Here is a 15877-nt window from a genome sequence, read left to right as displayed (position 1 = left end):
TTTGTGTTCATTTAATCGGTATTCTGTATAGGAATGCGCTTATCCCCTTCCACAAACATGAGATTAGCAAAAATCTTTTCCATCCGCGTGTCGGGGAAGGTTTCATCCACCCACTGTTCAATGCCGTTTTCCGGCGGGATTCCGTGATGGCGTTCCGTCATCCGGTCGGCCGCAATTGCGGAAACTGTAATGTTGAAAATCATAAATACCAGCATGATCCAGGTGGCCGGCTTTGCCAAGGCATCAGGAACTCTTTGTAGCTGTATACAAAGGGAAGGGCAGAGCCACTTCATCCATACCACGCCTAAAATACCCCAGATCAGGGAAAGGGATAGATGAATCCGGCCGTTTAGATTTAGGCTTTCTGCGCGATAATCCCAGGAAACGGTACCGAACATGGATTCCTGCACCCAACTGCATAAAAACTCAAATGCAGAGCCCACGATGCATCCGCCCAAAAACAGCCACCAGAGTCCTCTTTTAGAAACGCGGTTTAAACAGATGGTCATGCCAAGCGCACCCAGCCCGTAAACAAGGTTAAACGGCCCATAGACCAGTCCGGACCGGTTTTCATAGTAATGGTGATTGATAAAAAACCAGGCGATTTCCAGCATCACACCCAAAAAGCAGCCGATGACAAAAATCCAGAATAAGGTATAAAACCCTAACCGCCTGGAAAAACAGCTTTTTTGCTGAATCCCATTAGTATGGTTCTCCATAGATAGCCTCTCCTTTATGATACTGAATTTATCATATCAGAGAGGATGCAAGACAAACAGACAAAAAGCTTAAATTTCCCTTAATTTTATTGCCAGTAAGGAGTTTGGAAAAGATAGCATCGAAGGCTTAGACATGCTATACTAGTTTTATCAGAAAGGAATGTGAAGAAATGGCAGTTGTCAACCACGAGTTTTCCCCGGTTTATCAAGAGGATTCCGCCGTTTTGATTTTGGGCACAATTCCATCCCCAAAATCACGAGAATACGGCTTTTATTATTCCCATCCACAGAACCGTTTTTGGAAAGTGATGGCCTACCTGTTTCAGGAAGAGATGCCGGTCTCCAGGGAAGATAGGCTGCAGTTTGTACTGTGCCATAAAATTGCGCTGTGGGATGTGCTTGCGCGCTGTGAAATTGCCGGAGCTGCCGACAGCAGTATCCGCAATGAGACGCCGAATGACCTTTCCATAATCCTAAAAGGAGCATCTATTAAGCAAATATATACCACTGGCAAAAAGGCGGATGCCCTTTATCGCAAGCATTGCTATCCAATCCTTCAGAGGGAGAGCATCTGTCTTCCTTCCACAAGCCCAGCCAACTGCGCCTGTTCTTTTGAACGTCTGGTGAAAGCTTACAGCCAAATATTGACATATTGTGAATAAAGTATAAATTTATCGATTATCGATAAATTATTATTGACAATCAATAATCTATTTCCTATACTAGGAAAAAAGGAGATGATTGTATGCAGCATCTGGAATTATCACGATGGCTGAAAATCACTGTTATTGTCATTAGTATGTTTGGGCTGGCTTTTTGCTTTTGGATCATCCCAGCCTTTGGCTCTAGCTTAGCAAAGGCATATCCTGAATTTGCACACCTATTCTGGCCATGTTTGATTGGTATTTGGATTGCGTCATCCTGCGTATTCGTTGTTTTATTCTGTGTTTGGAAAATCTGCAGCGAGATTGGCAACGACCGTTCTTTTTCAGAAAAAAATGCCCGGTATCTTCGCGTCATCAGCAAACTGGCCTTGTTCGACAGCGTTTTTTGTCTTGCCGGTACCATCATTTTATTTTTGCTCAATGCAATGCCTTTCCTTGTTTTTTTAGTCATCCTTTTAATTGTTGTAGTTGGATTCTCGGTTTCTGTTGCTGCCGCCATTATTTCCAGATTGGTATTAAAAGCGGCCGTGCTCAAAGAAGACCAGGATTTGACGATATGAGGTGATAGGGATGATAACAGTAAATTTGGATATCATGTTAGCCAAACGGAAAATGAGTATGACCGAGCTGTCAGAAAAGGTCGGGATTACGATGGCCAACCTTTCTATCCTCAAAAACGGCAAGGCAAAAGCAATTCGCTTTTCAACGTTGGATCAAATCTGCCGGGTGCTGGACTGTCAGCCGGGCGATCTGCTGGAATTTCAGGCAGTGGAGTTTTGAATGTCCGTTATTGTGTAGCTTCCATTAACGAAATAGCCTTTTAAAAGAGCAGTTTAACCCATATTCCAGAAGAAAGGAAAGGCTTCCGTCAAGGCGGAGGCCGGAAGGATTATATATGATGACGCCGATGTATGATGTTGCGATCATTGGCCTGGGGCCTGCCGGCTCTACGCTGGCAAGACTGCTGGAGACAAGGTACCGCGTGATTGCAATTGATAAAAAATCTGCCGGAGAGAATGGATTTCAGAAGCCGTGCGGCGGCTTGATTTCCGGAGATGCGCAGAAGGCTCTTGCAAGCTTTGATCTGACTCTTCCAAAGGATATTTTGGTAGACCCGCAGATTTTTGCTGTTAAAACCATTGACTTAAAGAGCCGGCTGATCCGGCATTACCAGCGCTGCTATATTAATCTTGACCGCCACAGATTCGACCGGTGGCTGGAATCCATCATCCCGGACAGGGTAGAGGTTCATCAGAACTCTTCCTGTATTTCTGTCGAGAGGACAGAAAAGGGATTTTCGGTTTCCTATGCAGAGGGCGGAAAAACTCAAACGGTCTTTGCCCGGTATTTGGTAGGGGCGGATGGCGCCAACTCGGTTGTCCGGCGTACATTTTATCCAGCCAGGAAAATCCGTCATTATCTTTCGATCCAGCAATGGTTTCCGGAAACCCACCCAAACCCGTTTTATTCCTGTATCTTTGATCCGGAAACCAGCGACTGCTGTTCCTGGTCTATTTCAAAGAACCGGCAGTTCATCTTTGGCGGCGCGTTCCCGTTGGATCATCCCCGGGAACGCTTTGAGCGCCAGAAAAAGAAGCTGGAGCAGATTGGCTTCCGGTTTGGAAAAGTAGTGAAAACGGAAGCATGCCTGGTACTGCGCCCATCCTCTTTTCGGGATTTCTGCTGCGGGCGGGACGGCGTGTTTCTCATCGGCGAAGCAGCGGGCCTGATTAGTCCAAGCTCCCTGGAAGGAATCAGCAGCGCAATCAACAGCGCCAAGGAATTAAGCCGCGTAATGAATCGTGGAATCGGGGATTTCAATCAAAGGTATCGTGCAAAAACAAGATCTCTCCGTTTCAAGCTCTTTCTCAAGATTTTAAAATGTCCCTTTATGTATCAGCCTTTTCTCCGGAAGCTGGTCATGAAAAGCGGGATACAGAGCATTAAGATGACGGCGTCCGAAACAGAATATTTTGGAAATACGGAATCGATTTGTCCGAGCGTTCGCTTGGCCCGTCTGGGGATAAACGGCGAAAGAGACGGGATGAAAGGATTTCGGAATAAATAACAAAGAGGAAAGCTTTTGCTTTCCTCTTTGTTATTTATTTTAATTATACAATTCCTTGAGCAGTCATAGCATCCATTACCTTTTCAAAGCCGGCAATATTTGCGCCAACTACATAGTTGCCCTCAAAGCCATAGCGCTTTGCCGCGTCGTCCAGATTGTGGAAGATATTCACCATGATGTTTTTCAGCTTTGCGTCCACTTCTTCAAAAGACCAGCTCAGGCGTTCACTGTTCTGGGACATTTCCAGAGCAGAGGTTGCAACCCCGCCTGCATTGGCAGCCTTTCCAGGTGCGAAAAGAACGCCGTTTTCCTGGAGATATTCGGTCGCTTCCAGAGTAGTCGGCATGTTGGCGCCTTCTGCAACCGCCAGAACGCCGTTTGCAACAAGTGCCTTGGCATCGTCCAGATTCAGTTCGTTCTGTGTTGCACAGGGAAGGGCTACATCACATTTTACGTTCCATACGCCCTTGCCTTCATGGTATTCTGAATTCGGTCTGTAATTTTTATATTCCGTCAGTCTGGCGCGTTTTACTTCTTTAATTTCTTTTAACGCAGCGACATCAATTCCATCCGGGTCGTAAACCCATCCGGTAGAGTCGGAAACAGTCACTACCTTCGCTCCGAGCTCCTGTGCTTTTTGAGTCGCATAGATCGCTACGTTGCCGGATCCGGAAACGCAGACAGTTTTTCCGGTCAGATCAATACCGTTGCATTGGAGCATCTCGTGCGTCAGGTAAAGCAACCCGTAACCAGTTGCCTCAGTTCTGGCCAGGGAACCGCCGTAAGAAAGGCCCTTTCCGGTCAGAACGCCTTCATAAACACCCCTGATTCTCTTATACTGGCCAAACATATAGCCGATTTCACGAGCGCCGGTTCCGATATCACCAGCCGGGACGTCGGTATCCGCACCGATATATTTGCACAGCTCCGTCATGAAGCTCTGGCAGAAAGCCATTACTTCGCGGTCGGATTTTCCCTTCGGATCAAAGTCGGAGCCGCCTTTTCCGCCGCCGATCGGCAATCCGGTCAAGGAGTTTTTGAAGATCTGTTCAAATCCCAGGAATTTAATAATGCCAAGATTTACAGACGGATGCAGACGCAAACCACCTTTATATGGGCCAATTGCACTGTTGAACTGTACGCGGTAGCCGGTGTTCACCTGCACCTGACCGTTATCGTCCACCCACGGAACACGGAATTTTAACTGTCTTTCCGGTTCAACCAGGCGTTCCAGCAAAGCCTCTTTTCTGAATTTTTCTTCATTGGCCTCCACAACTGCCCTCAGGGATTCCAGGACTTCTTTAACCGCCTGATGGAATTCCGGTTCAGCCGGGTTTTTGGCGACGACACGTTCGATGACTTCATCAACATATGACATACTTTCACAACTCCTCAAGGTTAGAATCCAATCAACCGACAGCATTGCATTACAGCATTGAATCGTTGACGTTGTCTCTATTCTAACGTGATTAAATGAAGCTGTCAATAGAAAAACAGGCATTTTCGGCATATTTTACATCAAATCACTTTAGAAAGGACAGTTTTATTTTCAAACTATTTATATTTTAAATAAAAAGCGAAATAAAACTTAACATAATAAATATGATGAAAATGAAAATTCAAGATGCAAAACGAAAAAATTCATTTTTATACTACCAGGTTCGGATCCTTTCGATAATCAAGTATCATCGGAATACTGTAAAGCAGGGCGCTGGCGGCGGCGATCAGCGTCAGAACTACCGCCATCCTGGATACCCCCCATAAATCGATCAGGACGCCGCTTCCCATTGTCCCGATAATACCGCCGACGCCGCTTGTGATTCCAACCATAAAGGTGATGCCGGTAGCCCGGACATTCACCGGTGTAATACGGCTGACAATTTCAAGAGATACGGCAAGATAAGACCCGTAGCTGAGCGCCTGAAATATCTGGGAGATCAATAGGACTTCAAAATTGGGAGCAAAGGCCAGTAATGCGCCGCGTATAGCCATGAAGGTAATACTGGTGACATAAAGGGCGCTCAGCCGAAAACGGCGGACAAACCGAGTGATGACAAAGAGAACCGGGCATTCAAAGATTGCTGCGACGGCAAGGGCGATCCCAAGCTGGGAATCCGTCCCGTTAATTTCCTGTATTTTATAGGACATGTCAACCGCGCAGGGCTTCATAGCAATGTTATAGCCGCAGGAGCTAAGCAGGAATAAAAGATAGGTTTTATTTTTGAGCAGGATGCCAAGCGCCTGCCCGAACCGAAGGGAAGCGGCCTCATCATGCCTCTCTTTCCGCGTACCGCCGGCATTCCTGCAGGGAATTGTCGGCAGAGGAAGAACTGAAAGCACCATACAGGAAATAGTGATCATGCCGCAGATAAATAAAACGGTGTAGGAATGAAAAAAGGAAACCAGTCCTCCGGCAGCCGCGGCCATAATCGCGTAGCCGGCAGAACCGCCGATCCGGTTTTTTCCGTAATCAATATAAGGCCGTTCGTCACGCAGCGTAACAACCCAAGTGTCGATCAAAAAGCTGAGCGGTGTGAAAAAAACGCAGTAAAGCAAAACGGCAAAGACCGCGCCCCAGATACTCCCCGACAGCATTGGCAGAAGAAAAATGCAGGCAACTCCGCCGATCCCGCCGAGGACAACATATTTTTTCATAGGCAGGAAGGTATCGGTAATAAATCCTGCAAGCGGCTGGAAAAACAGCGAAACTACACAGCTTACGCTGTTAATCAGCCCGGCCTCAAAGGCGGAATATCCCTTTGACGTCAAAAAGGCCATCATGAAGCCAAAATAAAGGGCGTTGGTTGCAAACAGGAAAAAGTTGCTCATAAAAAAGCAGATATTTTCCTTTTGGAAATAATCGGTCACAGAAGACGGTATGCGGGCTTTCATATGTAAATTCCTTTCTCATCGTGAATTGATTGAACTGTCTAAAGTTATTATAGCATACAAAAAAGCCGTTCGTACAGGGTTAACGGCTTTTTTGTAAAATTTATATCAAAAGCTCTGGGTTTTTCCGGTATGCGGACAGCATGGGCAGAAAATAAATCATGGCGCTTACCAGGACAACTCCGACCAGAATGGCCGACATCCAGGCGACGCCGAATAAGTCGATCATAGCGCCGCTTCCCACAGTACCCACAATTCCGCCGACGCCGCTGCTGAAGCCGACCATCAGCGTGATTCCGGTGGCGCGAACCTTTTCCGGGACAACCGCACGTACAATCTCCAGACAGACGACAATATATGTGCCGTTGCTGACGGCATGCAGGAGCTGCGAGATAAGGAATACGGTAAAATTAGGCGCCAGGCCAAACATCAGCCCGCGTATGACGGTAGCGCCGATACAGACTAGATAGAGCCAGCTCAGCTTATAGCGTTTGGTAAAATGGGAAATTACAAATAGGAGAGGGCACTCCGCAACAGCGGCAACCGCAAGAGCGATCCCTAAGTCGGAATCGGTTCCGCCCAGTTCCATTACCTTATAGGCAGCATTCATGGAAAACGGCCGGAGCGCGATATTAAAACCCAGTGCGCTGAACAGAAACAGCAGATAGGTCTTATTGTGCAGCAATACCTTAAGCGCTTTCTGAAACGGCAGAGTATCGCTGTGAGCCTCTTCCTTCCTTTTCCCGGCATTTTTGCACGGGATATCTGGAATCGGGATCATAAAGACAATCACAAGGCCCAGGGTCATCATTGCGGATATGTATAATACCATGTAGCTGCTGAACAGCGATATGAGCCATCCGGCTGCAGCCGCCATGATCGCATATCCAAGCGAGCCGCCAAACCGGGTTTTTCCGTAGTCGATATAGGGCCGCTCGTCCCGCAAAGTGACGACCCAGGTGTCCATCAGATGGCTGATCGGGGTCGAAAATAAAAAGTAAATAAAGGCGGAAAGGACAGCGAGCGGAAAGCTGTCGGCCAAAAGCGGGAGAAGGCAGGTTGTGGCGATAGCGCCCAGGCAGGTCAGCACCAGATATTTTTTCATCGAGAGAAAGGTGTCAGTGATATATCCGACTAGAGGCTCAAAACAGATGGAAACGACACAGCCGATGCAATTGACCACGCCTGCCTCCAAAGCGCTGTATCCCTTCGAGGTTAAGAACGCCATCATAAACCCCGAATAGAGCGACATAGTCGACCAGACAAAAAAGCTGATGCAGAAAAAACAGATATTTTCCTTTTTTAGGAATGCAATCTTTGCGGCATTAATCCGAGGACTCATGGTACAAAATCCTTTCTGAATGTATCGTTTCCATTACAGATTCATAGGCCAGGCGAGCGGGTACCGATTCCTTACGGCTGGATTTCAGGATGAAGGTAGGCATAAAGAGCGGAAGCGGTTTCAGCGTTTAGCTTGCCGGCTGTCCGCAGCTCTTCTATTGTTGCTTCTTTCATAGCCTTCTGGGTTTTAAAGGCCTTTAAAAGGGTGAACGCCTTTTTTTCTCCGATTCCCTTGACCGAGGTTAATCCCATAGTAAACGTATTCTTTTTGTGCTTTGCGCGCTGGAAACTGATCGCGAACCGATGTACCTCATCCTGTATCTGGGTTGCCAGACGGAACGCGGCCTTGTTTCCGTAAATCTGGATTTCTCCTCCTGAGGAGGCAATCGCGCGGGTTTTATGCTTGGAATCCTTGACCATCCCAAAAACAGGAACGTCGATTCCCATTTCCCGAAGAAGCGGCTCCACAACATTGACATGTCCCTTGCCGCCGTCAAGCAGAATCAGGTCGGGCAGGCGTTTAAAGCCCTCGTCCTGAACTGATTCGTCAAAGTAGTTTTTAAACCGGCGGGTGATCATTTCCCGCATACAGGCATAGTCGTCCTGCGTTTGATTTTCCTTCATGGAGAATTTTTTATAGGCGGATTTCAACGGCTTGGCGTTTGCAAACACTACCATTCCGCCTACCATGTAGTCGTTCCCGATATTGGAAATATCGTAGCTTTCAATGTATTCCGGCTCTTTAGAAAGCCCTAACAGCTTGCCGAGCTCCTGCTGGGCAACAATTTCGCGGGATTTTTTATTCAGCCGCAGGGAAAGCTGTTCGAGCGCGTTGCTCTGCGCCATCTCAATCAGCCGCTTCTGCTCGCCCTTCTGCGGGACGTGAAGGTTCACCTTATATCCCGCAAGCTCGCTCAGGTAATCCTGATAAAGCGCAAGATCGGAAAGCTCAATGGACAGGGAGATAAATTTAGGGATATCCCCGCCCTTGACGTAATACTGGGATAAAAACTGCAGCAGCAGCTCCTCGGTATCGTAGACGTCGTAGAAGAAAAAATCATCCTTGTCATGAAGCTGTCCGCCGCGGAATTTTAATACCGCAACACAGGCTGTGCTGACCGAATGCTCGATCCCGATAAAGTCCTGATCCTTGTCGGTGTTGAGCAGTACCTTTTGAGTTTGCGCCAGCCGCTGGATGGCCAGCAAGCGGTCACGCAGCTTGGCTGCCTTCTCAAATTCCAGATTCTCCGCCGCTTCCTCCATCTGGTGTTTTAACTGGTCAATGGAATCTGCGCTCCCGTTCTTCAGGTAGGAGACTGCTTCCTTAACGGTTTGCTGGTAATCGGCGGGAGAAACCTTTCCCATACAAATTCCGGCGCAGTTTTTGATATGGTAGTTTAAACAGGGCCGGGTTTTCCGGAATTCCTCCGGGAATTTTTTCCCGCAGACCGGCAGCATAAAGACCTTGTTGACCTCGTCGACCGACTGTTTTACCGAAAAGGAGCTGGTGTAGGGCCCGATATAGGCCGCGCCGTCGGAAAGCTTCTGTTTTACTGCCTGAATCTGGGGATACTGCCCGCCGGTTACCTTGACATAGTGATATCCCTTGTCGTCCTTGAGCAGAATATTGTATTTCGGCGTATACTGCTTGATCAGGCTGCATTCCAAAACAAGCGCCTCAAATTCACTGTCACAGACAATATAGTCAAAATCCTCGACCAGCGAAACCATTTTACGCACCTTTTCGTTATGGCCCTTATTCTGCCGGAAATAGCTGACCACCCGGTTTTTGAGCCGCTTGGCCTTTCCGATATAAATAATGACGCCGGTGCGGTCTTTCATTAAATAGACGCCCGGTTTTACATCCAGGCTGTTTGCCTTGGCACGGAGCCGATCTATTCTTTCATCCATTTTTATGGCAATCCTTTCTTCTATCATGGAAGCTGGCTTTAGTCCCAAAACCGCCGCAGACCCACTTTTAGACTGCGAATTCCTCTAGCTCAATGATTTCATAGTCTGCGTTTCCGAGCAGATCGGTATGCAGGTATTGAAACAAAACCGCCGTTCTTTTTTCCTCCATCGTGACCGGGGAAAAGGGAAATACCTCCAGATGCGCCTGCCTCAGAATCAGCTTTGCCGGCATTTCCTGATAGCCGGGGAGGAACCTGCGGATCTTTTCCGGCGCGGCAAAGAAACGGTAGATGGCGCCGCGGTATTCCTGCTCATAGCCTTGAGTCAGCCAGTCCGGGATTTTTTTCGCCTTTTCATGGGAATAAAGGTCGAATTTTGCAAGCCACTGGAACCGGCAGAGATCGCCCCGTCCCAACGCCTGCAAAAACCGGTACAGGATGGTGTAGTATTCCACATTGGAATGGGAAACCTGATGGTATCCGTTTTCCTGATAAAAGGCTGCCAGGCTTTCATAAAAGGAAAACGGGTCAGGAAAAAGACCGGCGAGATAAGCAGTCGTTTTTTGAAACCGGCCGGAATTATAGTAGGTTTCCACCATTTCCTCAATCATTTTTAGCTTGAGAAGCTCACGGTAGGGCAGTACGTCCGTATAAAGCACCTCATAAGGCGGGTATTCGCTGCAGACAATTCCGTATTGGCCGGCGCTTTCATATAGTCCGGAGCCCTTCAGGAGCTTTAAAAAACCAACCTGGAGCTGGTCGGGACGAAGCGCGTACACATCGTTGAAGGACTGCGCAAAGCTGCGGTAGTCCTCATAGGGCAGGCCGATAATCAAATCCAGGTGTAAGTGGATGTTCCCGCCTTCCTTTAACGAACCTATAATATGCCGCAGCAGAGAAAGCTGCGTAATCCGCTGAATCGCCTTGAGTGTTCTGGGATTGGTCGACTGCACCCCGATTTCAAACTGGAATTGTCCCCGCCGCACTGTTTTTAGAAATGCCAGCGTGTCGTCGTCCAGCAGCTCGGCGGCAATCTCAAAGTGGAAGTTGGTAACGCCGTTGTCATGCTCCGAAAGATACCGCCAGATGCTCATGGCATAGGCGCTGTTACAGTTAAAGGTACGGTCTACAAGCTTGACCTGCCTGACCTTTTGCGCGAGGAAAAAGTCCAGCGCCTGATATACCTTTGTCAGGCTCATAAAACGGACGCGGCGGTCATTGCAGGACAGGCAGTATTGGCAGGAAAACGGGCAGCCGCGCGAGCTTTCAAAGTAGATAATTTTATGCTCCAGGTCGTCCATGCTGCGGTAAACAAACGGCAGGTCGTCCATAGACAGGAGCGGTGCAGGGGAGGTGACCCGGATCTCTGTTCCAGCTCGGTAGGCAAGTCCGCTGACCGTTTGAAGGTCTGCTCCGTTCCTGAGAGCGTCAAGCAGCCGGAAAAAGGCTTCTTCTCCCTCGCCGCAAATAATAAAATCGGCCGGTGTTTCTCTCAGCGCCTCCTCAGCGTTATAGCTGACCTCCGGGCCGCCAAGCAAAACCAGGCAGTTTGGCAATACCTTTTTCAGCTCGGAAACCAGCCGTTTCACCATGCTGAAATTCCAGATATAGCAGGAAAAACCAATGAGCTCAGGAGCCGTCCGGTAAATTTCCGGCAGAATCTGTTCGATTCTCTGATTAATGGTAAACTCCTGCAGCAGGATTCCTGTTTCTCCCCGCTCAGCCGCATAGTCCCTCAGATACCGGATTGCAAGGTTTGAATGGATGTATTTCGCATTAATCCCCACTAAAAGCGTTTTCATTCCTGCCCGCCTTTCTTCATTGATGCTTTTATCATATCATAAAATCAGTTTCTTTTCCACTCTTTCCGTCCGTTTTGCTGTCGCTGAACGCTAGCCAAACGTTCAGAAAATATCCCTTGATTAAATCGGACAAATCTAGTATGATGTATTATATTGATTGCACGTTTAAAGGAGATAGAATATGAACTGGCTGGATAAGATTGAGAGAAAATGCGGCAGAATCGCAGTTCCAAACCTGATGTTTTTTATTATCTGCGGGATGTTCGCCGTGTTTCTGTGTGAACTGATCATGCCGGAGCTTCGGCTTACCTATTGGATGTACCTGGATCGCGACCTGATCTTCCAGGGACAGGTGTGGCGGCTTCTGACCTTTATCTTGATTCCTACCTCTACCAGCCCGCTCTGGATCCTCTTCAGCCTTTATTTTTACTATCTGGCAGGAAGCGGGCTGGAATCCCAGTGGGGCTCCTTCCGGTTTAATTTTTATTACCTGATCGGGATGGTCGGGACGATTATCGCTGCGATGATCACCGGGAGCGCGGATAATACCTATCTGAACTTTTCCCTGTTTTTCGGTTTTGCGGCGCTGTTTCCGAATTTTCAGGTACTGCTGTTTTTCATTATTCCGATCAAAATCAAATATCTGGCCTGGCTGGACGCCCTGCTCTTTTTGGTCGGGTTTATCTTTGGGACATGGTCGGCAAGAGCGGCAATCCTGTTTTCGCTGGTTAACTTTTTCCTGTTCTTCGGCGGTGATTTCTTCCGCGGAATCAAACAGAATCTGCAATACCGGAAGCGCCAGAAAGAGTTCAGGCAGTATTTTAAAAATCAGAGATAAAAGGAGCCGCATCTTTAAAAAGATGCGGCTGTTATTTTCTGTTCGGCAGACGAAAAAATTTGTGTTATAATAACGTTAAACGGGTCGTTTAACGCCCCGAAAAACGGCTCTCAGAACGAGTTCTTTCGCGCCTTGCGGCACCGCCGTTTTTATCACTGTTGCTTTATGGTATAATTTATCAGGAAAGGAAGGCGGGCAGGATGGTTCACTTTATTTTGGGACGGGCTGGTTCCGGAAAATCCCAGGAGGTTGTGGAACAGGTACGGAAATTGTCCAAATCGGATATCCCGGTCTTTGTTGTCGTCCCGGAGCAATTCACCTTTGAAACGGAACGGAAATACTACCGCGCCCTGGGCGCCGCGCGGCTTAAAAATGTCATTATCACCAGCTTTACCCGGATTGCCCATCAGGTATTTAAGAAATACGGAGGAGCGGCCGGGGACTATGCGGACGACAGCATTAAGCTGATCTTAATGAGCGTCGCCATTGATGAAGTGAAATCCGAGCTTTCGGTATATGCCAGCGCGGCGGAGCGTACCAGCTTTTCGAGCACCATGGTCGATCTCATAACGGAGCTGAAAAATGCAGATTTGGACAGCGAAGCCTTCCTGCAAAGGACGGATGATATTACTGACCGGCTTCTGCGTGAAAAGAGCAGGGACATTTCAAAAATCTACGCGGTCTATGACGCGCTGCTGTGCGAACAGTATAAAGATCATCTGGACGATCTTTCCCGTGCTGTAGCTCTAATTAGGGAGCATGGCTATTTTGAGGACAGCGTTGTTTTTATCGACGAATTCAAGGGATTTACCGAACGGGAATTCCTGATGCTGCGGGTCATGATGGAATCTGCGCAGGATGTGACCATATCCCTCTGCCTGGATCCTAATGCAGATGGGGAAAATCAGCTTTTCTACCCGGTAGGGCTGACTTATCAGAAATGCAGGCAGCTTGCACGGCTGGCAGGACAGCGAATCGAGCCGCCGAAGGTACTGCGGGATTCCCGCCGTTTTGTCTCGCCGGAGCTTAGCTTCCTGGAGAGACATATCTTTTCCTCGATACCTCATGCGTTTCCGGGAGAAAGGGGAAAATTTCATGCTGTTCTGGCAGCGAATGAATATGACGAGGCAGACTATACTGCGGCGACAATCCGCAGTATAGTCCAGGAGCAGGGATATCGCTACCGGGATATCGTAGTCGTTTCGCGGGATCTGGAAACGGTGGAAAGCTGTCTGGAAAACGCCTTTTTAAAATATAATATCCCATATTATTTTGACAAGGTCAAGCAGATCGGTGCTTCTCCGTTGATCCGTATGATTGAGCTTTGCTTCTCCTGCCTTTGCGGCGGGATGAGCTCGGAAAATCTGATTTCACTGCTGAAATGCGGGTTCTGCGGCTACAGCGTGGAAGAAATCGCCCTGCTGGAAAACTATATTTTTCTCTGGGATATCCGCAGCTCCGGCTGGAAGGAGCCTTTCACCCGGAGCATCTTTGGGGTAGACCAACCGGCTAATGAAGAGGAACTCACACAGCACACTCTGACACTTCTGTCCTTTAACGCGATTCGGGAGCATCTTTACCGTGCCTTTTCCGATTTCCGGATCAAGGCGAAAGATGGGACGGTCAGTCAGATTGCCGGGGCATTGTCCAGCCTTCTCGAGGATCTGCGCGTGCGGGAGACTGTCAATAAACGGATTAATGCGCTCACTGACGAGACGCTTGCGCAGCAGCTTGAAGAGGTGCAGGAGCAGCGCCGGGTTTGGGAAATCACCGAGGAAATCCTAAGGCTGATGTCTGGGACAATCGGAAACCGTAAATTGCCGCTTAAACGCTTTTGTGAGCTTTTCTCCATGCTTGCGGGGAATTTTGACCTGGGCACGCTGCCCCAGACTGTCGACTGTGTGACGGTCGGGAGCGCGGAACGAATCCGTACCGACTGCCCCAAGGTTCTGTTTGTTCTGGAGGCAAACGACCAGGTGTTTCCCTATATTCCGCAAAACAGCGGATTGTTTACTGACCGGGAGCGCCAGTCCTTTGCCGAGATGGGGATGGAGCTTTCTAAACCCCTGAAGGATAAGATCAGGGAGGAAAAATTTATTGCCTACAAAACGCTTGCTATTCCCTCGGAGCAGCTTTATATCGTCGCCCGGAAAGCAGATATGAAGGGTTCGTCCGTCGCACCGTCTTATTTGTTCGGACAGTTTAAACGGATGTTTGGAGAGGAGGCTGTGACGGATACGGACGACATTGACCGGCTTTATTTCTGCCGGACGAAGCCGACCGCCTTTTCGGCGTTGGCCTACCAGTTTAGGCAGGACACGCCCTTTACCGCATCCCTCCGCTATTATTTTGACCAGGACTCTCTCTACAAAGAGCGGATGGAGGGCATTATGCAAAATCTCAGCCGCCGCAGCTTTCATCTTGATTCCAGGGATACTGCCAAAGCCCTGTACGGAGAATCGGTTTACCTGTCCCCGACGCAGGTAGAAAAATATCACCTCTGCAAATTTCGGTATTTCTGCGAGCATGGACTTCGGCTCCAGCCTAGAAAAAAGGTTCAGCTCAAGGGCAGCGGCCGGGGCCTGGTAATCCATAACGTGCTGTATGCGGTCTGCTCGCAGATCACTGATTTCAGCCATTTTGACCCGAAGCTGGTCGGTCGTTTGGTGGAACAGGAGCTGGATCACTATCTGGATACTGCCATGGGCGGGAAGGAAGGACGCTCAAAGCGTTTTCTCTACCTTTACCGAAAATTGCGGAAGACGCTGATGGATGTGCTTCAGCGCCTCTTTGCCGAACTGTCCCAGAGTCTGTTCCGTCCGGTGGAATTTGAATATAAGATCGGGGAACCCGGACATGTCAGGCCGCTTGCTATCCAGACTCCAGACGGACTGCGGCTTTACCTTCGCGGGACGGTAGACCGGATTGACGCCTACGAGACGCCGGGCGGGCAGCATTTCCTCCGTGTGATCGACTACAAGTCGGGAGACAAAACCTTCCGGCTGTCCGATCTGATGAACGGGATCAACCTTCAGATGTTTTTATACCTGATGTGCCTGGAGAAAAACGGAAAAACCCTCTATCAGGAAGCCAAAGGGGCCGGGGTGCTCTATATGCCTGCGGGAGACCTGAAAGCGAACCTTCCGCGTGAAGCAGACGGAGATTTATTGGAAAAGGAGACTGCGAGCCATTTCAGGATGTCCGGGGTGGTGCTGGACGACGAAGCTGTCCTGCGGGCTATGGAACGGGATTTGGTGGGCCGGTATACGCCGATTACCGTTCTGAAAAAAGCGTACGGCAAGGATGACCAGCTCAGGGAAAATGTCTTTATTGACCGTCACGCCAACGAAGAGCTTTTCTCCAGCGAGAGCATGAAGATGCTGCTCACCTCGGAGCAGATGGGCAGGCTGTACGGGAAGCTGACCCGGACGCTCCAATCTATGGCGGAAGAGCTGTACAGCGGAAATATCGAGGTTAAGCCCCTCCAGAAAGCAGGACAGCGCCCGGGCTGCGAATACTGCGAATTTTCCACCGTCTGCGGCTTTGAGGACGGGGACGAGGTTAATCAATACCAGGACTTTGATAAAGCCGAGCTGTTTGCACAGCTAGAAAATGAAGAAAATCAACAGGAAAGTGACCGATAAC

General features: G+C 48.8%; 12 protein-coding genes. 6 read left to right on the top strand and 6 right to left on the bottom strand.

The genetic code is table 11. The annotated features are described in order from the left end of the window. Positions 1-11: 11 nt before the first annotated feature. Positions 12-719: a putative ABC transporter permease gene (locus CZ360_RS12425; RefSeq protein ID WP_077534538.1), complete on the bottom strand. Its 708-nt coding sequence runs from the start codon at positions 717-719 to the stop codon at positions 12-14. Between the two features lie 170 nt (positions 720-889). Here CZ360_RS12425 and CZ360_RS12420 point away from each other — a divergent pair, with 170 nt between their 5' ends. The 4 genes from CZ360_RS12420 (at position 890) to CZ360_RS12405 (ending at position 3452) form a co-directional block, all read left to right on the top strand. Beyond that, on the top strand, positions 890-1381 hold the full coding sequence (locus tag CZ360_RS12420) for a DNA-deoxyinosine glycosylase (protein ID WP_077534537.1): 492 nt from the start codon (positions 890-892) through the stop codon (positions 1379-1381). Between the two features lie 83 nt (positions 1382-1464). After that, positions 1465-1944, top strand: coding sequence for a DUF2975 domain-containing protein (locus CZ360_RS12415; RefSeq protein ID WP_077534536.1), 480 nt, complete (start codon positions 1465-1467; stop codon positions 1942-1944). 10 nt (positions 1945-1954) lie between these two features. Further along, positions 1955-2164, top strand: coding sequence for a helix-turn-helix domain-containing protein (locus tag CZ360_RS12410; protein WP_077534535.1), 210 nt, complete (start codon positions 1955-1957; stop codon positions 2162-2164). A 118-nt stretch (positions 2165-2282) separates the two neighbouring features. Beyond that, the gene (locus CZ360_RS12405) at positions 2283-3452 is read left to right on the top strand and encodes an FAD-binding protein (RefSeq protein ID WP_077534840.1); all 1170 of its coding nucleotides are present in this window, start codon (positions 2283-2285) and stop codon (positions 3450-3452) included. A 43-nt stretch (positions 3453-3495) separates the two neighbouring features. On the opposite strand, the gene gdhA is transcribed toward CZ360_RS12405, so the two are convergent. The 5 genes from gdhA to CZ360_RS12380 all read right to left on the bottom strand — a co-directional run bounded on the left by gdhA (position 3496) and on the right by CZ360_RS12380 (position 11394). Then, the gene (gene gdhA, locus CZ360_RS12400; RefSeq protein ID WP_077534534.1) at positions 3496-4830 is read right to left on the bottom strand and encodes an NADP-specific glutamate dehydrogenase; all 1335 of its coding nucleotides are present in this window, start codon (positions 4828-4830) and stop codon (positions 3496-3498) included. Positions 4831-5099: 269 nt separating this feature from the next. Continuing rightward, a complete protein-coding gene (locus CZ360_RS12395; protein WP_077534533.1) occupies positions 5100-6344 on the bottom strand; it encodes an MFS transporter in 1245 nt (414 codons plus the stop codon). A 100-nt stretch (positions 6345-6444) separates the two neighbouring features. Then, positions 6445-7683 carry an MFS transporter gene (locus CZ360_RS12390; RefSeq protein ID WP_077534532.1) on the bottom strand — a complete coding sequence of 413 codons (1239 nt, stop codon included), beginning with the start codon at positions 7681-7683 and terminating at the stop codon, positions 6445-6447. A gap of 71 nt (positions 7684-7754) precedes the next feature. Next, entirely contained in the window at positions 7755-9593 is a 1839-nt protein-coding gene (gene uvrC / locus CZ360_RS12385; protein ID WP_077534531.1) for an excinuclease ABC subunit UvrC, read from the bottom strand. Positions 9594-9660: 67 nt separating this feature from the next. Continuing rightward, complete coding sequence (locus CZ360_RS12380) at positions 9661-11394, bottom strand: B12-binding domain-containing radical SAM protein (protein WP_077534530.1); 1734 nt, start codon at positions 11392-11394, stop codon at positions 9661-9663. A 181-nt stretch (positions 11395-11575) separates the two neighbouring features. On the opposite strand from CZ360_RS12380, the gene CZ360_RS12375 reads away from it, so the two are divergent. After that, a complete protein-coding gene (locus CZ360_RS12375) occupies positions 11576-12232 on the top strand; it encodes a rhomboid family protein (RefSeq protein ID WP_077534529.1) in 657 nt (218 codons plus the stop codon). A 200-nt stretch (positions 12233-12432) separates the two neighbouring features. Next, positions 12433-15876, top strand: coding sequence for a PD-(D/E)XK nuclease family protein (locus CZ360_RS12370; protein ID WP_077534528.1), 3444 nt, complete (start codon positions 12433-12435; stop codon positions 15874-15876). Position 15877 lies beyond the last annotated feature (1 nt).

Source organism: Massiliimalia massiliensis, assembly GCF_900155615.1.
GTDB lineage: Bacteria > Bacillota > Clostridia > Oscillospirales > Ruminococcaceae > Massiliimalia > Massiliimalia massiliensis.
This window is presented reverse-complemented; position numbering and strand designations above follow the sequence as displayed.

What these genes read in the sequence shown, in the direction of transcription:
- CZ360_RS12410 (WP_077534535.1), top strand. Translation starts at nt 1,955, where the DNA reads ATGATAACAGTAAATTTGGATATCATGTTAGCCAAACGGAAAATGAGT.
- gdhA (WP_077534534.1), bottom strand. Translation starts at nt 4,830, where the DNA reads ATGTCATATGTTGATGAAGTCATCGAACGTGTCGTCGCCAAAAACCCG.
- CZ360_RS12370 (WP_077534528.1), top strand. Translation starts at nt 12,433, where the DNA reads ATGGTTCACTTTATTTTGGGACGGGCTGGTTCCGGAAAATCCCAGGAG.
- CZ360_RS12415 (WP_077534536.1), top strand. Translation starts at nt 1,465, where the DNA reads ATGCAGCATCTGGAATTATCACGATGGCTGAAAATCACTGTTATTGTC.
- uvrC (WP_077534531.1), bottom strand. Translation starts at nt 9,593, where the DNA reads ATGGATGAAAGAATAGATCGGCTCCGTGCCAAGGCAAACAGCCTGGAT.
- CZ360_RS12425 (WP_077534538.1), bottom strand. Translation starts at nt 719, where the DNA reads ATGGAGAACCATACTAATGGGATTCAGCAAAAAAGCTGTTTTTCCAGG.
- CZ360_RS12420 (WP_077534537.1), top strand. Translation starts at nt 890, where the DNA reads ATGGCAGTTGTCAACCACGAGTTTTCCCCGGTTTATCAAGAGGATTCC.
- CZ360_RS12390 (WP_077534532.1), bottom strand. Translation starts at nt 7,683, where the DNA reads ATGAGTCCTCGGATTAATGCCGCAAAGATTGCATTCCTAAAAAAGGAA.
- CZ360_RS12405 (WP_077534840.1), top strand. Translation starts at nt 2,283, where the DNA reads ATGACGCCGATGTATGATGTTGCGATCATTGGCCTGGGGCCTGCCGGC.
- CZ360_RS12375 (WP_077534529.1), top strand. Translation starts at nt 11,576, where the DNA reads ATGAACTGGCTGGATAAGATTGAGAGAAAATGCGGCAGAATCGCAGTT.
- CZ360_RS12395 (WP_077534533.1), bottom strand. Translation starts at nt 6,344, where the DNA reads ATGAAAGCCCGCATACCGTCTTCTGTGACCGATTATTTCCAAAAGGAA.
- CZ360_RS12380 (WP_077534530.1), bottom strand. Translation starts at nt 11,394, where the DNA reads ATGAAAACGCTTTTAGTGGGGATTAATGCGAAATACATCCATTCAAAC.